Annotated in this window: 22 protein-coding genes and 1 tRNA gene; 8 read left to right on the top strand and 15 right to left on the bottom strand. The window is 66.3% G+C overall.

Annotation, left to right across the window (positions count from 1 at the left end):
- Nucleotides 1-66: 66 nt before the first annotated feature.
- Nucleotides 67-1,266 (top strand): Ulp1 family isopeptidase, encoded by a 1,200-nt coding sequence (locus ACUSIJ_RS13440; protein WP_449308915.1) that lies wholly within the window; start codon nt 67-69, stop codon nt 1,264-1,266.
- 36 nt (nt 1,267-1,302) lie between these two features.
- On the opposite strand, the gene kdsA is transcribed toward ACUSIJ_RS13440, so the two are convergent.
- The 6 genes from kdsA to ACUSIJ_RS13410 form a co-directional block, all read right to left on the bottom strand.
- Entirely contained in the window at nt 1,303-2,160 is an 858-nt protein-coding gene (kdsA, locus tag ACUSIJ_RS13435; protein WP_449308914.1) for a 3-deoxy-8-phosphooctulonate synthase, read from the bottom strand.
- 27 nt (nt 2,161-2,187) lie between these two features.
- Entirely contained in the window at nt 2,188-2,589 is a 402-nt protein-coding gene (locus tag ACUSIJ_RS13430) for a DUF350 domain-containing protein (RefSeq protein WP_449308913.1), read from the bottom strand.
- Nucleotides 2,590-2,846: 257 nt separating this feature from the next.
- Nucleotides 2,847-4,475 (bottom strand): CTP synthase, encoded by a 1,629-nt coding sequence (locus tag ACUSIJ_RS13425; RefSeq protein WP_449308912.1) that lies wholly within the window; start codon nt 4,473-4,475, stop codon nt 2,847-2,849.
- 248 nt (nt 4,476-4,723) lie between these two features.
- The gene (secG, locus tag ACUSIJ_RS13420) at nt 4,724-5,161 is read right to left on the bottom strand and encodes a preprotein translocase subunit SecG (RefSeq protein ID WP_449308911.1); all 438 of its coding nucleotides are present in this window, start codon (nt 5,159-5,161) and stop codon (nt 4,724-4,726) included.
- 272 nt (nt 5,162-5,433) lie between these two features.
- Nucleotides 5,434-6,195 (bottom strand): triose-phosphate isomerase, encoded by a 762-nt coding sequence (gene tpiA, locus ACUSIJ_RS13415; protein ID WP_449308910.1) that lies wholly within the window; start codon nt 6,193-6,195, stop codon nt 5,434-5,436.
- 205 nt (nt 6,196-6,400) lie between these two features.
- Entirely contained in the window at nt 6,401-6,697 is a 297-nt protein-coding gene (locus ACUSIJ_RS13410; protein WP_449308909.1) for a hypothetical protein, read from the bottom strand.
- A gap of 261 nt (nt 6,698-6,958) precedes the next feature.
- Between ACUSIJ_RS13410 and ACUSIJ_RS13405 the strand changes: the two genes are divergently transcribed.
- Genes ACUSIJ_RS13405 through ACUSIJ_RS13395 form a run of 3 tightly spaced genes read left to right on the top strand, consistent with a single transcriptional unit; the run spans nt 6,959 to nt 7,593 of the window.
- The gene (locus ACUSIJ_RS13405; RefSeq protein WP_449308908.1) at nt 6,959-7,153 is read left to right on the top strand and encodes an XRE family transcriptional regulator; all 195 of its coding nucleotides are present in this window, start codon (nt 6,959-6,961) and stop codon (nt 7,151-7,153) included.
- Nucleotides 7,150-7,425 (top strand): hypothetical protein, encoded by a 276-nt coding sequence (locus tag ACUSIJ_RS13400; protein ID WP_449308907.1) that lies wholly within the window; start codon nt 7,150-7,152, stop codon nt 7,423-7,425. Before ACUSIJ_RS13405 ends, ACUSIJ_RS13400 begins: the two co-directional genes overlap by 4 nt.
- 3 nt (nt 7,426-7,428) lie before the next feature.
- Nucleotides 7,429-7,593: a hypothetical protein gene (locus ACUSIJ_RS13395; protein WP_449308906.1), complete on the top strand. Its 165-nt coding sequence runs from the start codon at nt 7,429-7,431 to the stop codon at nt 7,591-7,593.
- Nucleotides 7,594-7,852: 259 nt separating this feature from the next.
- On the opposite strand, the gene ACUSIJ_RS13390 is transcribed toward ACUSIJ_RS13395, so the two are convergent.
- From ACUSIJ_RS13390 to ACUSIJ_RS13380, 3 genes are all read right to left on the bottom strand, one after another.
- Nucleotides 7,853-7,928: transfer RNA gene (locus tag ACUSIJ_RS13390), tRNA-Phe, on the bottom strand.
- A 119-nt stretch (nt 7,929-8,047) separates the two neighbouring features.
- Complete coding sequence (locus ACUSIJ_RS13385) at nt 8,048-8,272, bottom strand: DNA gyrase inhibitor YacG (RefSeq protein ID WP_449308905.1); 225 nt, start codon at nt 8,270-8,272, stop codon at nt 8,048-8,050.
- 17 nt (nt 8,273-8,289) lie between these two features.
- Nucleotides 8,290-8,991, bottom strand: coding sequence for a Maf-like protein (locus ACUSIJ_RS13380; RefSeq protein WP_449309078.1), 702 nt, complete (start codon nt 8,989-8,991; stop codon nt 8,290-8,292).
- A 237-nt stretch (nt 8,992-9,228) separates the two neighbouring features.
- On the opposite strand from ACUSIJ_RS13380, the gene ACUSIJ_RS13375 reads away from it, so the two are divergent.
- Entirely contained in the window at nt 9,229-9,603 is a 375-nt protein-coding gene (locus ACUSIJ_RS13375; protein WP_449308904.1) for a hypothetical protein, read from the top strand.
- A 22-nt stretch (nt 9,604-9,625) separates the two neighbouring features.
- Here the strand turns inward: ACUSIJ_RS13375 and pssA are convergent, their stop codons facing one another.
- The 3 genes from pssA to ACUSIJ_RS13360 all read right to left on the bottom strand — a co-directional run bounded on the left by pssA (nt 9,626) and on the right by ACUSIJ_RS13360 (nt 12,140).
- The gene (gene pssA, locus ACUSIJ_RS13370; RefSeq protein WP_449308903.1) at nt 9,626-10,537 is read right to left on the bottom strand and encodes a CDP-diacylglycerol--serine O-phosphatidyltransferase; all 912 of its coding nucleotides are present in this window, start codon (nt 10,535-10,537) and stop codon (nt 9,626-9,628) included.
- A gap of 52 nt (nt 10,538-10,589) precedes the next feature.
- Complete coding sequence (locus ACUSIJ_RS13365; protein ID WP_449308902.1) at nt 10,590-11,288, bottom strand: phosphatidylserine decarboxylase; 699 nt, start codon at nt 11,286-11,288, stop codon at nt 10,590-10,592.
- Nucleotides 11,289-11,453: 165 nt separating this feature from the next.
- Nucleotides 11,454-12,140 (bottom strand): Crp/Fnr family transcriptional regulator, encoded by a 687-nt coding sequence (locus tag ACUSIJ_RS13360; protein WP_449308901.1) that lies wholly within the window; start codon nt 12,138-12,140, stop codon nt 11,454-11,456.
- A 200-nt stretch (nt 12,141-12,340) separates the two neighbouring features.
- Here ACUSIJ_RS13360 and ACUSIJ_RS13355 point away from each other — a divergent pair, with 200 nt between their 5' ends.
- A complete protein-coding gene (locus ACUSIJ_RS13355; protein ID WP_449308900.1) occupies nt 12,341-13,066 on the top strand; it encodes an O-methyltransferase in 726 nt (241 codons plus the stop codon).
- Here ACUSIJ_RS13355 and ACUSIJ_RS13350 read toward each other — a convergent pair.
- On the bottom strand, nt 13,056-14,390 hold the full coding sequence (locus tag ACUSIJ_RS13350; RefSeq protein ID WP_449309077.1) for a nucleotide sugar dehydrogenase: 1,335 nt from the start codon (nt 14,388-14,390) through the stop codon (nt 13,056-13,058). The genes ACUSIJ_RS13355 and ACUSIJ_RS13350 overlap by 11 nt on opposite strands.
- 91 nt (nt 14,391-14,481) lie before the next feature.
- A complete protein-coding gene (locus ACUSIJ_RS13345) occupies nt 14,482-14,826 on the bottom strand; it encodes a hypothetical protein (RefSeq protein WP_449308899.1) in 345 nt (114 codons plus the stop codon).
- A 445-nt stretch (nt 14,827-15,271) separates the two neighbouring features.
- Between ACUSIJ_RS13345 and ACUSIJ_RS13340 the strand changes: the two genes are divergently transcribed.
- Nucleotides 15,272-17,149: an ABC-F family ATP-binding cassette domain-containing protein gene (locus ACUSIJ_RS13340; RefSeq protein WP_449308898.1), complete on the top strand. Its 1,878-nt coding sequence runs from the start codon at nt 15,272-15,274 to the stop codon at nt 17,147-17,149.
- A 91-nt stretch (nt 17,150-17,240) separates the two neighbouring features.
- Here ACUSIJ_RS13340 and ACUSIJ_RS13335 read toward each other — a convergent pair whose 3' ends face one another.
- Entirely contained in the window at nt 17,241-17,837 is a 597-nt protein-coding gene (locus ACUSIJ_RS13335; protein ID WP_449308897.1) for a superoxide dismutase, read from the bottom strand.
- 723 nt (nt 17,838-18,560) lie between these two features.
- Here ACUSIJ_RS13335 and ACUSIJ_RS13330 point away from each other — a divergent pair.
- The gene (locus ACUSIJ_RS13330; protein WP_449308896.1) at nt 18,561-19,985 is read left to right on the top strand and encodes a hypothetical protein; all 1,425 of its coding nucleotides are present in this window, start codon (nt 18,561-18,563) and stop codon (nt 19,983-19,985) included.
- The last annotated feature ends 45 nt before the right edge of the window (nt 19,986-20,030 follow it).

The following is a 20,030-nucleotide window of genomic DNA, read 5'->3' as shown; positions in this document are numbered from 1 at the left end:
CATAATCTGCCGTTTATGACGCGGCGTGTTATTTTGTTTATTGATGGATTGTGAAGGGCGTTTCCGATGTCGGACGTTTCCTATATTTCAGGGCTTACGACGGCTCATCTGGAATCCTTGTTGAACCCGACGACCCCGCTCGACGACAAGGCTATCAGCATCCTGCATGCCAACGCGGCCGACGGCGACGCCGACAGTATCGAGCTGCTCGTCAATCTCGCCGCGAGGCCGGACAAGATTGGCGCGGAAGCCGAGAACATCCTGTTCGATCTGTTTTCGGGAAAACCGGATACAGACGCCGGCATCCACAGCATCGGCCCGGGCGTCGACACGGAAATCGCCCGGCAAAGCCTCAGGTTGATTGAAGGCTTCGGTAGGACGCTGTCGTTGTCCGCATGGGGTAAGGCGACGCCTGTTCTTTCGGGCGACGAGGACAAAGGCCGCGCGGCCGATGTAACTAGTCCCCCGAAGCTGCTCTACATGGCAGGTGCCGCCACGCAGGCGGGGTCGGAAATCCACCGGAAAGTCGTTGCGGACATCGTCGGCGAGGCACGGGGAGTCGACAGCAGTGCCGATATGGATGAAGCGTTCCCCAAAAAACAGCCCACCTCCGACGAACGCGAAGATCCTTGGAGTAAAGCAAGATTTCTGAGCGTCCCCGAAGTGACTACGGGCCTCGCCGCAGTCGCCAAACAGTCGCCGGGAACTCTTGCATGCGTTGAGGCCGCCTTTGGCAACGGTCTACTGACCAACCCCGCCAATCTGCTCAAGGCATTCGGCAACGGCGAGAAACTGCTTTTCGTCCCGCTTCAGCACAACAGCCATTGGCTGAGTCTGGTCATCTACAAAGATACGAATGACGACAACAAGCCCAAAGCGGTACTTTTCGATTCGATTGGCGGCTACTATGAAGATCGTATCGCTCCCGATGGCGCCCCCAAACCCGGAATCAAGCATCAGCTCGTCCCTGCGCTGAAGGGGCTTGGTATAGCCGAGAAGAATATCATGCGCCTAGAAGCCGACTTGCAGGGCAAAGCGCCCAATTCCTGCGGCGTATACACCGTTGAGGCGTTCAAGCGCGTCGCCGCCGCGGCGCCTCTGGGTCTGAGCCCGAGCGAGGCGTTGAGTGATCTGATTGCAGGCTTCGCCCAGAAGCCCGATGCCCAGCAGCGCTTCAACATGGAAGGCCGCCGCCAGATCCACGGCGCGCTGATTGATGCCGTGCGACAAGAGCAGGCTGAAGCTGCGTTCGAAAAATCGAGCTGAAACCGGCACTGGCCTGTCAGCAGCAGGCCCCGGCGCTCACCCCCGCCCCTTCGCCACTGCGTCGAGCGCCAGCAGCCGCCGCAGCAGGGCTTCGAGCTCGTTGAGCGGCACCATGTTCGGCCCGTCCGAGGGTGCGGCGTCCGGGTTCTCGTGGGTTTCGATGAACACGCCCGCAACGCCGACCGCAGCGGCCGCCCGCGCCAGCACCGGCACGAAACGGCGCTCGCCGCCCGATGACGCGCCCTGCCCGCCCGGCTGCTGCACGGAATGGGTGGCGTCGAAGATCACGGGCGCGCCGGTCGTTTCCGCCATGATCGGCAGCGAGCGCATGTCGCTCACCAGCGTGTTGTAGCCGAAGGACGCGCCGCGCTCCGTCAGGAGTACGTTCGGATTGCCGCTTTGCGTGATCTTGGCCGCCACATGCCGCATGTCCCAGGGCGCGAGGAACTGCCCCTTCTTCACGTTCACCGCCCGCCCGGTCGCGGCCGCCGCCACGAGCAGGTCGGTCTGGCGGCACAGGAACGCGGGGATCTGCAGGACGTCCACCACCTCGGCGACCAGCCCGCACTGCTCCGGCAGGTGGACGTCTGTCAGCACCGGCAGGCCGAGTGTCTCGCGGATCTCGGCGAAGACCGGCAGCGCCTCCTGAAGTCCGACGCCGCGCGCGGCCTTGATCGAGGTGCGGTTCGCCTTGTCGAACGAGGTCTTGAACACCACGCCGATGCCGACCCGTTCCGCGATCTCCCTGATGGCAGCCGCCGTCTCCAGGGCGTGCGCGCGGCTCTCCATCTGGCAGGGGCCGGCGATCAGCGCGAGCGGCAGCTCGTTACCGAAGCGCACCGCGCCCGGCCCCTCGCCCACCGTGACGATGTTCTGCGCACCCTGTTCAGCCATGGCCGGCCTCCGCCTTCATCAGCGCCATCATATCGTCATGCAGGCCGAGTTGGCGATGCCCGCCGTCAGCGACACCGCGCCGAGGAACGTCGCCGTGCCGACCTCGCCGTCGGCGATGCGCCGCGTGAGATCCGGGATGAGGATCCGCACGAAGAAGTAGGCGATGATCTGCACCACGATGGCGATCACACCCCAGACCACGAGGTCGACGAGCGTATTGGTGTTGACGATGGCGCTCGACAGGGGGATCGCGAAGCCGATGAGGCTCAAGCCCAGCGACAGCGAGGCCGAGACGACGTTGCGCCGGATGAGCGCGAACTCGTTGTGCGCCGTCGCGAATGTGTAGATCAGCAGGTAGAGGCCGACAAGGAACGTCGCAATGATGAAGTCGATGAGAAAATCGATGAACTGACCAAATGTCGTGACCATTATCGTATCACCATCGCTCGGGTTTGCGTTTAGAGCAGGTTGCACAATTGCTGAATCAGGGCCTATTGAGCAACCCGCTCTATTCTCTATATTTTTCCGCGATTTGCGTTTAATTCGATGTTCAAATCAAACGCAAGTCGCTTTAGAGCGGCGGACACAAAATCCGAATCGCGCCGCCGCTCCATCTTTTCGTCAAAGCAGCAAACCCTTCCAAAAAACGGTACCCATTCTTTGGTTTGATGCTGCGGCAAATTGCTTTAGACGAGCCGGCTCTGCTTCAACGCCGCCGCGACGAAGCTGCTGAACAGGGGGTGCGGCGCGAAGGGGCGCGATTTCAGCTCCGGATGAAACTGCACGCCGACGAACCACGGATGATCCGCCCGCTCCACGATCTCGGGCAGCAGGCCGTCCGGCGACAGGCCGGAGAAATGCAGGCCCGCGGCCTCGAGACGCTCGCGGTAGGCGAGGTTCACCTCATAGCGATGGCGATGGCGCTCGGAAATCTCGCTTGCGCCGTAGATCCCGGCCACGCGGCTGCCCTCGTCCAGCACCGCCTTGTAGGCGCCAAGCCGCATGGTGCCGCCCAGATCGCTGTCGGCGGCGCGGGTTTCCAGGCTGTTGCCCCTGGTCCATTCGGTCAGCAGGCCGACGACGGGCTCGCTCGTGGGGCCGAATTCGGTCGAGTTCGCGTCCGCGATGCCGGCGAGCGCGCGCGCCGTCTCGATCACCGCCATCTGCATGCCGAAGCAGATGCCGAAATAGGGCACGTTGTGCTCGCGCGCGAAGGTGGCGGCCTTGATCTTGCCCTCCGCCCCGCGCTGGCCGAAGCCGCCCGGCACCAGGATGCCGTTGACATGCTCCAGAAACGGCGCCGGGTCCTCGCGCTCGAAGATCTCGCTCTCGATCCAGTCGATATTGACCTTCACCCGGTTGCTGATGCCGCCGTGGGTGAGCGATTCGATCAGCGACTTGTAGGCGTCCTTGAGGCCGGTGTACTTGCCGACGATGGCGATGGTGACCTCGCCCTCGGGGTTCTTGACCCGCTCGGCGATCTCCAGCCAGCGGCCGATGTCGGGCTGGGGCGAGCCCTCGATGCCGAAGGCGGCGAGCACTTCGTCGTCCAGCCCCTCGTTGTGATAGGCGATCGGCACGTCGTAGATGGAGGCGACGTCGCGGGCCTCGATCACGGCGCTCTCGCGCACGTTGCAGAACAGCGACAGCTTGCGCCGCTCCTCGACCGGGATCGCCCTGTCGGAGCGGCACAGCAGGATATGCGGCTGGATGCCGATGGAGCGCAGTTCGGCGACCGAATGCTGGGTCGGCTTGGTCTTGAGCTCGCCTGCCGCCGGAATGTAGGGCAGCAGCGTCAGATGCATGAAGACGGCGTGGTTGCGCGGCAGTTCCTGGCCGAGCTGGCGGATCGCCTCCAGGAAGGGCAGGCTTTCGATGTCGCCGACCGTGCCGCCGATCTCGACCAGCACGAAGTCCGCGTCCTCGTTGCCGGTGAGCACGAAATCCTTGATGGCGTTGGTGACGTGGGGGATGACCTGGATGGTGGCGCCGAGATATTCGCCGCGCCGCTCGCGGGTGAGGATGTCGAGATAGAGCCGGCCGGTGGTGACGTTGTCCTCGCGCGTGCAGGGGCGGCCGGTGAAGCGCTCGTAATGGCCGAGGTCGAGATCGGTTTCCGCGCCGTCGTCGGTGACGAACACCTCACCATGCTGGTAGGGGCTCATCGTGCCCGGATCGACGTTGAGATAGGGATCGAGCTTGCGCAGCCGCACGCGATAGCCGCGCGCCTGCAGCAGTGCGCCCAGCGCCGCCGAGGCCAGGCCCTTGCCCAGGGATGAAACAACGCCGCCAGTGATGAATACGTACCGCGCCATGGCGATTCTCATCCCCTCCCATCAATACATCAATAGGCGGAACGACTTTCGTTTGTCACGCCGATTGAAGCGACTATCCTGTACTATCCAAAGAGAAAGGGCCGGAACCCCCGGCCCTCCTGAAGCATCAAACCAAAGAATGGGTACCGTTTTTTGGATAAATTTGATGCGTAAACAAAGAGATAGAGCGGCCGAATGCTGAGCGATAAACGTCCGCCGCTCTAATCTACGCGTCCCGGTCCCTTGGCTTACTGGAAGTTGGGAACCTGCGGCCCCGTCGGCGCGGGCGCGGCCGGGGCGGGGGCCGGCGCCTCCTGCGCGGGCGCGGGGGCCTGCGGGGTTTCGCTCTCCTGCAGCCGCTGCAGCCGCTCGAAGCCGCTGTCGCCGGAAGGCGCGTCGGTGGGCGCGGTCGTGCCGGGAGCCGTCGTGCCGTCGAAAATCGACCGCGGGCCGGACTGCTGGCCGGCAAGGATCGTGAGGCCGAGGCTCGTCAGAAAGAACAGCGCCGCGAGAACCGCCGTGGTGCGCGTGAGCACGTTCGCCTGTCCGCGCCCGGTCATGAAACCGGCGCCGCTGCTGCTGCCACCGCCCATGCCAAGGCCGCCGCCCTCGGAGCGCTGCAACAGCACGACGCCGACGAGCGCCAGCACGATGATAAGATGAACGATGATCAAAACGCTTTGCATATCAGAATCCAGAGCCTGTCGAAATCCTGGCCAGTCAGTCCGATAACCGGTCACAGGCCCGAAACCCGGCAACGGCTCAGGCCGCCCGGGCATGGGGAAACATCAGTCGTTTGGACAGGTGAAGGCGTCGAACCCCGTCGCCTGTCAACGCCAGGAGGGCCGCCAAGCGGCCGCGCCCGCACGTCGGATGCATGCTGTAACATAAACATTGTGTGACCGCAAAGAAGGGGGGTCCGGCGTTTTTTCGACGGCTCCCCCGCGCGTTGCGCCGGTCAGCGATAATATTCGGCGATGGCAAGAAAATCCGCCGCCTCGAGGCTCGCGCCGCCGACGAGCGCGCCGTCGACATTCCCGGCCGACAGCAGGTCGTAGGCGTTGTCGGGCTTGACCGAACCGCCGTAAAGGATCCGAATCGCCCTGCCCTCGTCACCGTAGCGGGCCACCAGCACGTCGCGGACAATGGCATGCACCTCCGCCACCTGAACGGGCGTCGCGGTGAGGCCTGTGCCGATGGCCCATACCGGCTCATAGGCCACCACCAGATCGCCGCGGTCGGCGGTCTCCGGCAGCGAGCCGTCGAGCTGGGCGCGGACGATGTCGAGCGCGTTGCCGCCCTCGCGCTGGGCGCGGGTCTCGCCGACGCAGACGATCGGCGTCAGCCAGGCCGCGCGCGCGGCGAGCGCCTTGGCGCGCACCGCCGCGTCGGTCTCGCCATGGTCGGCGCGCCGTTCGGAATGGCCGACGATGACATAGCTCGCCCCGGCGTCCGCGAGCTGGGCGGCGGAGACGTCGCCGGTATGCGCGCCCGACGCCTTCGCATGGCAATCCTGCCCGCCGACGGCCACGCCCGATCCGACCGCGACGACGCCGAAGGTGACGGTCAGCGTCGCGGGGGGGCATACCAGCAGCTCCACCTTGTTGCGCAGCACCGCGTCATAGCCCTGAATGATCGACGCGAACACGCGCGCCGACAGCTTGAGGCCATTCATTTTCCAATTGCCCGCAACGAGCGGACGCGGGCGCGCCACCGACATGTCATCCCTTTCTCAATCAGGCGTTTCTTCCGCCGGCACCTTATCCGGGAAAATACGGCAGGTGAAGAACCTTCCGCGCGATCGGCGCATCGCGCCGCACCCGCTACTGCATCAAACCAGAAAACGGGTGCCGTTTTTTGGATGAATTTTATGCATAAACAAATGGATAGAGCAAAATAGCGATTCAGATTTAATGCATTTTGCCCTATCCCTCGCCGACCACCGGCGCTTTCGCCGCCCAGCCGCTCGGCGCCCGATCGATGCACAGGCGCGCGAACAGCAGGCGGCTTCGGTTCACGTCCCGGTACCGGTCGTTGAAACGGCGTTTGCGCGCACCGTCGACCAGCCGTCTGGTGAAGAGCAGCAGCTCATCCTCGCGGATCAGCGGCACGAGCTTGGGCAACTCGTCGGGGAGCGCCGTGACGATGCCGACGGAATCGACGAAGGCGCCCGGCCCCGGAAAATGCGGGATGCGCCCGTCGGTCAGCCGGGTCGATGTCATGCCGCGCCCTCGGCTATCCGGACAACCGACGCCGCCCCGCCCGGATAGGCGCCGAACACGATAGCGCCGGCGGCAGGGCATACGGCCGCGATTGCGGAACGGGTGAGGTTTCGCATCGATGTTGCTCCGTTGATTGCGATTCATGCTATACGTTGATCATAATGCCCAACATAGGGCGCACCATCTCAATCTTCATGCGCAACATTGGGCATAATGATCATATCGCCAGCACAGTCCCGAGCCGCACGAGCGCTGATAGAGATGGGCCAAGCCACGCTCGCAACGGCCGCGAACGTCTCTCGAAACACAGTCGTCAGCTTTGAGAAAGGGCAGCGCGTTCCCAATCCAAACAACCGCGCCGCCATCCGCGCCGCCCTTGAGGCCGCAGGCGTCATCTTCGTAGAGGAAAACGGCGACGGGCCGGGGGTGCGGCTGCGGAAGGACCGGGCCGAATGAGCGACGATAACGATCTATCGGAAGAAGCCGTTGCCCAGCGCGAGGCGTCGCAACGAAAGCTGGCTGCGAAGCGGAACAACGAGCGGGTGAAGCTCCGCGCCAACTCCATGAACGCGGTCGCACTCGGCATTTTTGGCGCGGCGTTCGTCGTTCCGGGGGTCTCAAACAGTTGGACAGGATCGTCGCCGGCAATCGTGATTTGGATTCTATTCGCTTTTGCCCTACATATAGGGGCGAATTGGATGTTCCAGTTCATGCGTAGCGAGGATTGAGCCATGAGCGAAAGCGACCTGTGGACCATTACGATATGGCTTGGCGTGTTCGCGGCTGCTTTTGGCGGCGGCAGCATCCTCCTTTCGTGGCTGTCGGCCAAGCGGTTCGACGAGCAATACGGCAAGCATACGAAAGCGGGCCGGAAGAATATTCATCGTCACGCCTGAAATATGGCCGGTCACTGGCTTCTCGCCTTCGTCGCAGCCCCGGCCCTTGTGGTTGCGTTCGGCTATCTCGCCGTTCGCCTGTATGAAAGCTCCGAACACAACGCTCAGTGAGCCACGACCGATTTCCCGTGGTTGCTGATTGCCGCCGCCCACCGCCGGCGCGGTTACGGGCATGCCCGATCCCCGAACACTGTTGAAGGCGAGATTTTAGTGCCAGCGGGGTATCCGTGGCGCTCCTGAACGTCAGTGGAAAGGTATATGGTGCCCAGAGCCGGAATCGAACCAGCGACACTGCGATTTTCAGTCGCATGCTCTACCAACTGAGCTATCTGGGCTTTCTGCGACGGCGGCGTTTGGCGCCGCCCACGATCCGGTCCTTATAGAGACATCGGGTTTTGATGTCCAGCGCGAGATCGATGGTTCGCGCGATTTTCTCCACAGGCCCTGCGGGCCCTCACGCATCGTCCTCGCCATCTTTCGGCGGGGTGTCGGAAGCGGGAATGGCGTAGCCGCCCGACAGCCAGCGATGCAGGTCGATATCCGCGCAGCGCCGCGAACAGAACGGCCGCCACCGCAACTCGGTCGGCTTGCCGCAGATCGGGCACCGGCCGGCAGGCGGCGCGGCGTCGTCCCCGGCCTTGCCGGCGGGATCGTCGTTGTCGTTGACAGGGTCGGGCATGTCAGTCATCGCAATCGTCACAGGTTCAGCCACTGCCGGTGCACGGGATAGCCCTCCCCGGCGAGCAGCGCCGCCGTCTCATAGAGGGGCAGGCCGACGACGGCGGAATAGGAGCCGACGAGCTTCACCACGAAGGAGCCCGCGAGCCCCTGTATGGCATAGCCCCCCGCCTTGCCGCGCCATTCGCCGCTGGCGAGATAGCCGTCGAGCTCGGCGCGGGACAGCGCCTTGAAACGCAGGCGCGTCTCGATCACGCGGTCGCGCTCCCGGCCTTTGGGCGAAATGAGCGACAGCGCCGTATAGACGCGGTGCGTGCGCCCCGACAGCAGGCGCAGGCATTCCGCCGCCTCCTCGGCAATCTCCGCCTTGGGGAGGATGCGGCGCCCCAGCGCCACGACCGTGTCGGCGGCGAGGATGAAGGCGTCGGACTGGCCCTCGCCGCCCTCCCCCCGCGCCCCGAGCAGCGCGCGCGCCGCCGCCGCCTTGGCGCAGGCGACGCGGCGCGCGTAGTCGCGCGGCTTCTCGCCCCGCTGCGGCGTTTCGTCGATATCCGCCGGCAGGAGCGAATCGGGCACGATGCCGATCTGCTCCAGCAGCGCGAGCCGGCGCGGCGACGCCGAGGCGAGAACGAGCTCGGGACGCCAGCTCTCGCGCTCACGCACACCCGGCCCTGCGGCAAGATCGGGGCCAGGATCGGAGACTTGCGCCCGCTCGGACATCTGCGCCCGCGCGGCTGCGTTTTCCTGCCGGATACTGATATCGCTCAAGTTTCTCTCCAGAACACCCATGGACGAACGCGGCCCGGAAACACGAACGGGCCGCCCCGCCTTCGTTGGCTTAACATGGAACCGACCATCGCGAAAAGAATTGCTATAATGTTCCCGGTCCATTGTCGTGATGCGGACATGTCGGATCGATATTCGGTCGGACAATATCCGAGGATCTGCGGAAACCCCATGTCAGCCAAGCGCCTCCCTCCCCCTCTCACCAACGCCCGGATCGCGAAAGCGACCGAGACCGCCCAGGCGGCCGCGACCACGATCGCCTTCCGCTGGCCGGCGTTCGTCTACGATACGCTCGACCCCACCCATCCGATGAGCGCCGAAACGCGCCGCGCCTTCACCGAAAAGGCGGCCGTGGCGATGGAAGCCGGCCTCGTCGCCGTGCAGGCGTGGCAGCGGCTGTGGATCGACATGGCCTTCGGCCGCGTCGGCCCGCGGGATCTGCCGAAGAAGATCATGAGCATCGCCGACCAGAGCGCAGGCCCGGCGCGCCGGCGCGTCAAGGCGAACGCCAGACGCCTCACCGCCAAGCGCCTCGCCGGCAAATAGGGCCCGGCCAAGCAGGACTGGCTCAGACCCCGTGCGTGGGCGGATCCGCCGTCGGTTCCCCCGGGGCCGGCCCCTGCCCGGACCCGTCGGCCGAATCGTTGCCGGCATCCGCCGCCGCTTCCGCGGCGGCATCGCGCGCGGCCTGATCCTCCCGCTCGAGCGCGTGATAGCGCGCCACGCCGAAAGGCAGCGAGACGAGATAGGCGATCGTCCCCACGGCCAGAACGTGGAACGGGAAGCTCACCAGCAGCGCCGCCACCGACACCACCATCACGAAAAGCGGCAGCACCATGTCGCGGGCGATGCGCTGGCCGAGCGTCTTGCCGGAATAGGTCGGAATGCGGCTGACCATCAGCAGGCCGATGGCGACGGTATAGAGGGCGACGATGGGCGCGGCGAGCCAGCCCACCGGCCAGACGATGAAGTGCAGATAGACCGGCAGCAGCACGGTGAGCGCACCCGCCGGCGCGGCCATGCCGACGAAATAGTTCTTCTGCCACTCCGGCCGCGCGGGATCGTCGAGCATGACATTGAAGCGCGCCAGCCGTAGGGCGGCGGCGATGGCGTAGACGATCGCCGCGATCCAGCCGAGCGACTTCATCTCGTCCAGAATGAACGCGTAGAGCAGCAGCGCCGGCGCGACACCGAAATTGACGAAATCCGACAGCGAATCGAGCTCCGCCCCGAAACGCGACGTGCCCTTCAGCAGGCGTGCCACGCGCCCGTCGGCGCCGTCGAGCACGGCCGCCAGCAGGATCGCCATCACCGCGAGTTCGAAACGCGATTCGATCGCCATCCGGATCGCCGTCAGCCCCAGGCACAGGGCCAGCAGCGTGATGACGTTGGGCACGAGAAGCCGCAGCGGGATCGGACGGAACCGGCGACGGCGCGGCTCGTCGGGGTCGGGGACGAAGGGGGGGAACAGGTCACTCATGCACGCCACTCATACACGACGGGCGACGGCAGGAAAACGGAATTGGCGCGCATCACGCGGCGCGGAACGTCCGCGCGGACTGTTCCCCGAAAAGATCCGCCAGCACCGTTTCCCCGGCGACGGTGCGCTGGCCGACGCCGACGAGCGGCTGAACATGCGCCGGCAGGTAGACGTCGACGCGCGACCCGAAGCGGATCAGCCCGAAGCGCTCCCCCGCCTGCAGCGTGTCCGCCTCGCTGACGAAGGAGACGATGCGCCGCGCCACGAGGCCGGCGATCTGCACCACGCCGATCCGCGTCTCGCCCGAAACGATGACGAGGCCGTTGCGCTCGTTGTCCTCGCTGGCCTTGTCGAGATCCGCATTGATGAAGATGCCCGGCGTGTACACCACGCGCTCGACCACCCCGTCCACCGGGCTGCGGTTCACATGGCAGTCGAACACGTTCATGAAGATCGACACGCGCAGATGCGGCGCCTCGCCCAGCTCCAGTTCCGGCGGCGGCAGCACGTCGACGATGGAGCTGACGCGCCCGTCCGCAGGCGCGATCACCAGCCCCTCCCGCACTGGCGTGTGTCGCTCGGGATCGCGGAAGAAGTAGCAGATCCAGAGCGTTACGATCAGCCCGATCCAGCCGAACGGCGACCACAGCTGCCCCAGCACGAGCGAGGCGACGGCCGCGACGGCGATGAAGGGATAGCCTTCCTTGTGGATCGGCGTCAGCCCCTGCCTGATGGAATCGTAGATCGACATGTCGAGACCTCACGCCTCCCAATCGCGCCCACCCGATCGCGGCGGTCCGATCCGGGCATGGTTAAAATCAGCTGCAGGGACGTTGCATGACAGTATCGCACAACGGCGTCAACCGCGCGACGCATCGGCCCCGTTGGCCGGCGCCGGCGCCCCTGCCCGCTTCCCTCATCCGACTTCCCGCATGGCGACGCTGACGCGCTCGCGCAGCACCTCCGGCTGCTTGAGCACCAGCGCGCCGCGCGTGCGCTCGACGATGCCGTCGCGCGACAGGGTCGTGAACTCGCGCGTCACCTGCTCGCGCCGGCAGCCGATTCGCGCCGCCAGCACGTGATGATAGGGCGGCGGCGATATCACCCGCTCGCCGGGGTGGCCCACCCGCGCCGCGGACAGGCGCAGCAGCTCGGCATAGAGCCGGTGGCGCAGATCGAGCACCGCGTGTTCCGTCAGGCGGGCGTTCAACTCGCGCACACGCTGGGCCAGCAGCCGCAGCAGCCGGTCGGCCACGGCCGGCGAGGCGAAGACGATGTCGCGGAACACGCTGGCCGGCACCACGCATACCTCTCCCTGCGTGAGCGCCGCGACGTTGGCCGAGCGGCCGATGCCGTCTATGGCCGCGAGCTCGCCGAAGAACTGGCCGGCGCGCATGTCGTCGAGGATGATCTCCCGCCCGGCCTGGGTGCGCACCAGCACGCGCACCTCGCCGGAGACGAGAAAGTACACGTCGGTGGATTTGTCCTCGTAATCGATGAGCACCTCGCCCGTCACGAACCGCCGCCAATGCAGGCGCGGCGCGAACCGGTCGAGATCGATCCCGGCATCCTGAAAAAACGGCACACGGCCGAGGTCGCCCATCCCGTTACCCCGCTCTCTCATATTCGAATCGGCAGAGCACGATATAAGATATCAGCAAAAGTGAAATACCGGATTTGCGGAACCGACGGACGGACACGGCGTTTCCGGTTTCGGCGGCGACGGTTTGCTGTGGAAATGCGGATCGCTCTCCCGGCGGAAAGCGTCCGTTTCGGACGAACGGAACGAAAGCGAGGACTGCGATGGTGAATAAGCTCTCTGATGCGCCGCCGGCCGATGCCGACGCGTGGGCTGCGGTCGACGACTATCTTGCCGGCGTGCTGCTGGCCTCCGCCCACGACCGGGCGCCGGAAGCGGCGCTGGCGGAGAACGCGGCGGCCAACCTGCCACCGATCGACATATCGCCGCTGTACGGCAAGCTTCTCGCCCTGCTGGCGCAGATCACCCGGGCGAGACGGGTTCTGGAAATCGGCACGCTGGGCGGCTACAGCACGATATGGCTGGCCCGCGCCCTGCCCGCCGACGGCACCGTGGTGACGATAGAAATGCTCGACCACCATGCCGCCGTGGCGAGGCGCAACATCGAGAACGCGGGCGTCAGCGAGCGCGTCGACCTGCACGTCGGCGCGGCGCTCGACGTGCTGCCTTCGCTGCAAGGCCCCTTCGACCTGATCTTCATCGATGCCGACAAGCCCAACAATCCGCATTATCTCAAGTGGGCGCTGCAGCTGTCGCGGCCGGGCACGGTGATCGTCGCGGACAATGTCGTGCGCCGCGGCGGGGTCATCGATTCGGCGAGTGGCGATGCCGACATCGCCGGTGTCCGTTCGTTTCTGCAATTGCTGGCCGACGAACCGCGGCTCGACGCCACCGCCATCCAGACGGTGGGCGCAAAGGGCTGGGACGGCTTCGCGCTGGCCGTCGTGGGGCCGGAGCCGACGGGCGGCCCGTCCGGCTCTACGCCTTGACGATATGGGCCGCGCGGATGCCGGAGCGGGCAAACACGTTGCGGGTGTCGACGATGAGCGGCACGTGGCGCGCCACCGCGGCGTAATCGACGCCGTCGTGATCGGTGGCGACGAGGGCGGCGTCGTAGCGCGCCAGCGCCTCGGGCGCGAGGGCGACCGACCGGCGCCCCGCGAGCGCGGGATGCGCCCGCGTCACCGGCAGCGCGGCGATGAAGGGATCGTGATAGTCGCACGCCCCGCCGCGCGCCTCGATGAGGTCGATCAGCTTGAGCGCCGGGCTTTCGCGCGTGTCGTCGACGTTCTTCTTGTAGGCCACGCCGAGCACGAGAACGCGCGCGCCGTTGAGCCCGCGCCCGATCGAACGGTCGAGCGCGGCCGCGAGATCGTCCACCACCCGGTGCGGCATGGCGGTGTTGATCTCCCCGGCGAGCTCGATGAAGCGGGTGACGATGTCGAACTCGCGCGCCTTCCACGTCAGATAGAAGGGGTCGATGGGGATGCAGTGCCCGCCGAGCCCGGGACCGGGATAGAACGGCATGAAGCCGAACGGCTTGGTCTTCGCCGCGTCGACGACTTCCCAGATGTCGACGCCCATGGCCCGGTAGACGCCCTTCAGCTCGTTGACGAGGGCGATGTTCACAGCGCGAAAAATGTTCTCGGTCAGCTTCACCGCCTCCGCCGCCTCCAGCGACGTCACCGGGACGGTCTCGACGACGAGCGCGTCGTAGAACGCCGTGGCGCAGGCGAGCGCCTGCGGCCCGTCGCCGCCGACGACGCGCGGAATGGCGTGCGTCGCGAAGGAGGCGTTGCCGGGGTCCTCGCGCTCGGGCGAGTACGCGAGCAGGAAATCGCGCCCGCTCGCAAGGCCCGTCTCCTCCAGCACGGGCTTGACGATCTCGCGCGTGGTGCCGGGCCAGGTGGTGGATTCGAGCACGACGAGCTGCCCCGCCCGCAGCGTATCGCGGATCGCGCGCGCCGTGGCCGCCACGAACGACAGGTCCGGCTCCCGCTGGCGGGTGAGCGGCGTGGGCACGCAGATGACGATGACGTCCGCCTCGCCGAGCCGGGCGAAATCGGCCGTCGCCTCGAAGCGGCCGGAAGCGCGCGCATCGCGCATGCGGGCGTCGGGGATGTGGCGGATGAGGCTCGCGCCCTCGTTGAGACGCGCGACCCGCTCCGCGTTGATGTCGAAGCCGACGACCGGAAAGCCCGCCTCCGCCGCCGCGAGCGCCAGCGGCACGCCGACATAGCCGAGGCCGATGACGCCGACACGCGCGGCACGCGACGCGATCAGCCCCGCCAGCCGCTGCGGCGCGGTCTGCAGGTCAATCTGCGGCTCGATCTGCTCCTGGCCGGAGCGCGGTACGGCGATCGCCGGATCGGAAGGAGCGTCGTTCAAGAGCGGAGCATCCCTTTTACGTCGCCGACAGCCGTTCCGGCGCACTCGCGTTGTGTGTATACCCGATCTCGACGAGCTTGACTTGTTGAGATCGGGCCAGGCCGCGCGGCGCCTGAGCGATGCTCATAACGCGACGGTCGAAGACCGGAAGCGTTGGTATAAAAGCGCCGGAGGAGGTGTCAAGCATCGCCCGCCCGGAAGAAGGCTGTGGATTACGCCGGACAATCAAAAAACCGGGTGACACCGCAATCGCGACGCGATATTGAGCGAGTTGGCTTGGCGCACAGGGGCGTCGAATCGCCGGCAATCGCAAAACATGAAGGGGCATGCGGAAGCGGAACGTTTCCGCAATCAAGGCCATTTTGCGAAGTTATCCACAGAACATCAACAAAACCGCCACATGTCGTCCACAATGATTCGTGGTCCATGGCCATGGCGCGGTTGTGTTTTTCTCGATATGAGACCTGGGTTCCGGCGGCAGCTTTCCATAATCGTCCACATACGCACCGACAAAATTGTCGTTGCGCAATAAAATTTCGGCAGCCGTTCAAATATCCGTCGCATGCCCCCTTTATGATCTCTTTATGATCGTATCATGTTCTCTTGCCGATCAAAGCTGACAAGGGGTTTGCAGGGGGGTCGCAGGGGGTTTGCAAAGAATTTGGAAGGGGTGCCGATGGAATTCGGATTGGCCGCTCACCTTGTGGAAACGGGCGTTTCGGGCAACAAGAGAGCTTAATATTTCCTCTATCGCCTGCCTGCCGGACGGCCCCGCCCCCGGCGGCACCGCCTTGCTCATTCGGACCATGCTTCAGATCAACGATCTCACCTACCGCCTCGGTGCCCGGCTCATTCTCGACCACGCGGATGCGGTGATTCCCCCGGGCGCGCGCGTCGGCCTGGTCGGCCGCAACGGCGCGGGCAAGACCACGCTGTTCAAGCTGCTGCTGGGGGAGCTCGCGTCCGAGAGCGGCACCATCTCGCTGCCGCGCGGCCAACGCATCGGCGCGGTGGCGCAGGAAGCGCCGGGTGGCCCCGAATCGCTGCTCGACGTGGTGCTGGCCGCCGACCTTGAGCGCGCCGCGCTCATCCGCGAGGCCGAGAGCACCACCGACAACCTGCGCCGGGCGGAGATCGAGACGCGGCTCGTCGACATCGGCGCGCATTCGGCCCCGGCGCGGGCGGCGAGCATCCTGCACGGCCTCGGCTTCGACGCCGAGGCGCAGGCGCGGCCCTGCGCGTCCTTTTCCGGCGGCTGGCGCATGCGCGTGGCGCTCGCGGCCGTGCTGTTCACCGAGCCCGACCTGCTGCTGCTCGACGAGCCGACCAACTACCTCGACCTCGAAGGCACCCTGTGGCTCTACGACTATCTCGGCCGCTATCCGTACACCGCGCTGATCATCAGCCACGACCGGGAACTGCTCGACGCCTGCGTCGACCACATCCTGCATCTCGACCGCGGGAAGCTCACGCTCTATCGCGGCGGCTTCACCGCCTTCGACCGCCAGCGGCGCGAAAGGCAGGCGCTCGTCGCCAAGGCGCGCGTCAGGCAGGAGGCGGAGCGCAAGCACCTGCAAAGCTTCGTGGACCGCTTCCGCGCCAAGGCCTCCAAGGCGAAACAGGCGCAGTCGCGCATCAAGCGGCTGGAGAAGATGGAGCCCATCGCCGCCATCACGGAGGAGGAATCGATCCCCTTCCATCTGCCGGGGCCGGAGCGGCCGCTGTCGCCGCCCATCATCGCCATGGAAGGAGCGGCGGCCGGCTACGGCGAGCGAATCGTGCTCGACCGCATCAACCTCACGCTGCTGCCGGACGACCGCGTCGCGCTGCTCGGCGCCAACGGCAACGGCAAGTCGACCTTCGCCAAGCTGCTGTCGGGCCGGCTCGAGCCGATGAAGGGCACGGTGACGCGCGCCGCCAAGCTGCGCGTGGCCTATTTCGCCCAGCATCAGCTCGACGAGCTCAACCCCGCCGCCACGCCCCTGCAGCACATCGCGGCGCTCATGCCCGAGGCGACGGAGGCGCAGCAGCGCTCGCGCGCGGCAAGCCTCGGCTTTCCCGTCGCCAAGGCGGAGACGCCGGTGGCGCAGCTCTCGGGCGGCGAAAAGGCCCGCCTGCTGCTCGGCCTCGCGGCTTTCGGCGCGCCGCACCTCATCATCCTCGACGAGCCGACGAATCACCTCGACATCGACAGCCGTCAGGCGCTGATCGAGGCCATCAACGACTACTCCGGCGCTGTCGTCCTCATCAGCCACGACCGCTTCCTGATCGAAGCCTGCGCCGACAGGCTGTGGCTGGTGTCGGACGGCTCGGTGAAGCCCTACGACGGCGATATGGACGACTACCGCAGGTTCGTGCTCGCCGGGGGCGCACCGCCCGCGCGCGAGAGCGCGGCAACGCCGGCGGGCGGCGGCGAGAAGGCCGATCGCCGGCGCGAGGCCGCCCGCACGCGCAGCGCGCTCGCTCCCCTGCGCAAGCGCATCGAAACGCTCGAGGCGCGCATCGACAAGCTGAGCGACGGCATCGCCAGGATCGACGCCGCGCTCGCCGCCCCGGACACGTTCAGCAGGAATCCCGAGAAGGCGGCCGAACTCGCCAAGATGCGCTCCGACGCCGCCCTCGCCCTCGCCCAGGCCGAGGAGGAATGGCTCGCCGCCTCGGCGGAACTGGAAGCGGCTTCCTGAGCCGGCGCCGGCCGGCGGGCAGGCAATGAAGAAGGCCCGGAGGGTTTCACCTCCGGGCCTTCTCATTTGCGCGAACGGGTGTCGGCCGGGCTCAGATGGCCTTGCTGTAGAGCTCGGCGACGTATTCCCAGTTCACCAGATGGTCGACGACCGCCTTCAGGTAATCGGGACGGCGGTTGCGGTAGTCGATGTAGTAGGAATGCTCCCAAACGTCGACGCCGAGAATCGGCGTCGCGCCGTGGACGAGCGGGTTCTCGCCGTTGGGGGTCTTCTGAACGACGATCTTGCCATCCTTGACCGCAAGCCACGCCCAGCCCGAGCCGAACTGGCTGATGCCGGCCTGGATGAAATCTTCCTTGGCCTTCTCGACCGAGCCCAGATCCTCGATGATCTTCTTTTCGAGCTCGCCCGGAATGGCGCCGCCGCCGTTGGGCTTCAGCCAATGCCAGAAGTGCAGGTGATTGTAGTGCTGGCCAGCATTGTTGAACAGCGCCTGATTGGTGCCGAACGAGGCCTTCACGATCTCTTCGAGCGATTTGCCGGCGAGATCGGTGCCCTCGAGCAGCTTGTTGCCAGTGTCCACATAGGCCTTGTGGTGCTTGTCGTGATGGTACTCGAGCGTTTCCCGCGACACGTAGGGCTGCAGGGCGTCGTGGGCATAGGGGAGATCGGGAAGCGTAAAGGTCACGGCAGGCTCCTCGGAGTTTGATGCTCGGTTTGCGGCGCGAGAGTCGGACCCGACATCCGCAGCTTCAATGGCGGTTACATTACCAACGGCAGCGACGGCTGACAACGAAAGCAGAAATTCGCGACGTTTCATGACGGCCCCACTTCGTATCGAATGATCTTAGGCGATATTTCATATGAGGTCCATGGACCTTATAAATTGATGGACAGGACTGCGGGCCTGACACTTCACTGCGGGCCTGACGCTTCGTCGCCCGGTTGAACTGACGCGGCCCAATGCCGATATCCCCCGGGCAACGGCCCAGATTCCGGCCTCGGTCGAAGCGCGGGCCGGCATCGCGCATGAAGGCCCATGCCGTGGCCGGTCATGCCGTGGCCGGTTGTCGCGGCCCCGACCCTGCCGTTCGATACGCCCGTCAGACGTAGCGCCTTGATTTGAGCAGATTCCCGTCCATAGTTTACCAAACGACAAGGCAGTTCAGTGAAAGCTTCACGCGCTATCGTGTCAGGAGGATGACCTGCCGCCGGGTCCTCGGGAAAGTTTCCCGCTGCGGGGGGCGGGGCAACCGTCGCAGTTTTGGAAACACTTTACCCTTCGTGATGGTGTCAATGTTTTCAGGGCTGATGTGCCATTGATATGCAGGTGCGCGGGGGCGGGCTGTCCGACGGCCTTCTCCGGCTTCCGGTTCGCCGGTCCTGTTTCCTTTGCAAGAGTGCCTGTCGTATGATTTTTCTCAGCACCGTACTCGCCTGCCTGCTGATCGGTAGCGGCCTCAGCGCCGTGTTCATCGGCTCGGGCATGATCGTTCTCGAACGAGGCTGGTCGATGGTGATCTCCGGCAGCGTCGTCGCCACCGGCGGCGTGCTCCTGCTCGGCATCGCCATGCTGATCCGCGAATTGCGCCGCCTGCCGGACCGCCTGGCCGACGTTCTGCCGGAGGCCCTGCCCTCCCACCTGCTCTATTCCGCCGACGATTTCGCCGAGCACCCCGGCGAGGCGGCGGACGCGCATGCCGCGCGGCGGCCGCGCATCGACCCCGTGGTGCCGGCCCCGCCCGAGCCGGTGGCGCCGGCCGAACCCCTGAATGCCGAACCCCGGAATGCCGAACCCCGGAATGCCGAGCCTTCGGTGGCCGAATCCTTGGCAGCCGGTCCCCTGCCAGCCGGTCCCCTGGCAGCCGGTCCTCTGCCAGCCGAACCCTCGGTGGAAGCGCCAGACGCGCCGCAGGCGCCGCCACCCCGGAAGACCGACAGCGACGCATCGTCCGAAGACGGGGTCGAGGCGGCGGGTTCGTCGGCGCTGAGAATCCAGATCTCGCTGCACGGCAACGGGAGGCAGGACGCCATTCGGCCCGAAGCCGAGGACAGGCCCGCCGCCATCGCACCGACGACCGGCGATGCCGGCCGCAGCGCCGGCGCGGACGCCGGGAAGCAGCCGCGCTCGTTCTGGTCTCGGCTCGGCCGGGGCGAGAAGCCCGCTCCCGAGAAGGCACCCGAGCCGGTAGCGGAGGCCGACGCGCCGGCGCCGCCGCCAGGGCCTACCGCCGCCGAGCGCGCCCGCGAACGGCTGGCGATGGCGGACACGCCCGAATCCCGGATCGATGAAGCGGCGCAAGCCCTCCAGACGAAGGACGCCGCGGCCGACGCACGGCCGGCCGATAAGGCGCCAACGGACGACAGCCCCCCTGACGCCGGCGCGGCGGATCACTCGGACGCGAAAGGCGCAGCGTCTGCCACCGCGGACGACGGGGCTCCATCAGGCAAGGGCGCCGCAGGCACCGGCGAGAGCGCGGCACCGCGGGCATCGGCCGATAGCGAGCGCGCGGACGATTCCGGCCCCGATGAGCCGGAGGCCGCATCCGCAAAGCCCGAATCGGACGAGGCCACCCCGCCCCGGCCGGCCGGGAACGGCGCGCCGGCGATCGTCGGCTCCTACCGCGCTGGCGGCAACCTCTACGTGATGTTCGACGACGGCGCGATCGAGGCCGAGACGCCGCACGGCATCTTCCGCTTCGCCTCCCTCGACAGGCTGAAGGCCTATATCGCATCGGGCGAGGATCCCGCCCTTGCCGGGCAACGCGTCGACCGTCCGGCGACCGACGCCCAGACCGCCGCCGCCTCCGACGTCCAACGGAAGGCCGCAAGCTGAACCGGGAGAGGGGGGGGGGGGGGGGGGGGGGGGGGGGGGGGGGGG

The sequence above is a fragment of the Pseudochelatococcus sp. B33 genome, assembly GCF_053570585.1.
The sequence above is the reverse complement of the archived record's forward strand: the minus strand, read 5'-3'. Positions and strand labels throughout refer to the sequence as shown.

Bases quoted from the DNA above. Each gene is read 5' to 3' on its own strand.
- ACUSIJ_RS13360 (WP_449308901.1), bottom strand. From the start codon at position 12,140: ATGGGCGACCTCGGCCGTGTGCCGTTTTTTCAGGATGCCGGGATCGAT.
- tpiA (WP_449308910.1), bottom strand. From the start codon at position 6,195: ATGTCGGTGGCGCGCCCGCGTCCGCTCGTTGCGGGCAATTGGAAAATG.
- ACUSIJ_RS13425 (WP_449308912.1), bottom strand. From the start codon at position 4,475: ATGGCGCGGTACGTATTCATCACTGGCGGCGTTGTTTCATCCCTGGGC.
- ACUSIJ_RS13375 (WP_449308904.1), top strand. From the start codon at position 9,229: ATGTCAGCCAAGCGCCTCCCTCCCCCTCTCACCAACGCCCGGATCGCG.
- ACUSIJ_RS13355 (WP_449308900.1), top strand. From the start codon at position 12,341: ATGGTGAATAAGCTCTCTGATGCGCCGCCGGCCGATGCCGACGCGTGG.
- ACUSIJ_RS13330 (WP_449308896.1), top strand. From the start codon at position 18,561: ATGATTTTTCTCAGCACCGTACTCGCCTGCCTGCTGATCGGTAGCGGC.
- ACUSIJ_RS13340 (WP_449308898.1), top strand. From the start codon at position 15,272: ATGCTTCAGATCAACGATCTCACCTACCGCCTCGGTGCCCGGCTCATT.
- ACUSIJ_RS13440 (WP_449308915.1), top strand. From the start codon at position 67: ATGTCGGACGTTTCCTATATTTCAGGGCTTACGACGGCTCATCTGGAA.
- ACUSIJ_RS13400 (WP_449308907.1), top strand. From the start codon at position 7,150: ATGAGCGACGATAACGATCTATCGGAAGAAGCCGTTGCCCAGCGCGAG.
- ACUSIJ_RS13365 (WP_449308902.1), bottom strand. From the start codon at position 11,288: ATGTCGATCTACGATTCCATCAGGCAGGGGCTGACGCCGATCCACAAG.
- ACUSIJ_RS13410 (WP_449308909.1), bottom strand. From the start codon at position 6,697: ATGACATCGACCCGGCTGACCGACGGGCGCATCCCGCATTTTCCGGGG.
- pssA (WP_449308903.1), bottom strand. From the start codon at position 10,537: ATGAGTGACCTGTTCCCCCCCTTCGTCCCCGACCCCGACGAGCCGCGC.
- ACUSIJ_RS13345 (WP_449308899.1), bottom strand. From the start codon at position 14,826: ATGGCCTTGATTGCGGAAACGTTCCGCTTCCGCATGCCCCTTCATGTT.
- ACUSIJ_RS13430 (WP_449308913.1), bottom strand. From the start codon at position 2,589: ATGGTCACGACATTTGGTCAGTTCATCGATTTTCTCATCGACTTCATC.
- secG (WP_449308911.1), bottom strand. From the start codon at position 5,161: ATGCAAAGCGTTTTGATCATCGTTCATCTTATCATCGTGCTGGCGCTC.
- ACUSIJ_RS13405 (WP_449308908.1), top strand. From the start codon at position 6,959: ATGGGCCAAGCCACGCTCGCAACGGCCGCGAACGTCTCTCGAAACACA.
- ACUSIJ_RS13385 (WP_449308905.1), bottom strand. From the start codon at position 8,272: ATGCCCGACCCTGTCAACGACAACGACGATCCCGCCGGCAAGGCCGGG.
- ACUSIJ_RS13395 (WP_449308906.1), top strand. From the start codon at position 7,429: ATGAGCGAAAGCGACCTGTGGACCATTACGATATGGCTTGGCGTGTTC.
- ACUSIJ_RS13380 (WP_449309078.1), bottom strand. From the start codon at position 8,991: ATGTCCGAGCGGGCGCAAGTCTCCGATCCTGGCCCCGATCTTGCCGCA.
- kdsA (WP_449308914.1), bottom strand. From the start codon at position 2,160: ATGGCTGAACAGGGTGCGCAGAACATCGTCACGGTGGGCGAGGGGCCG.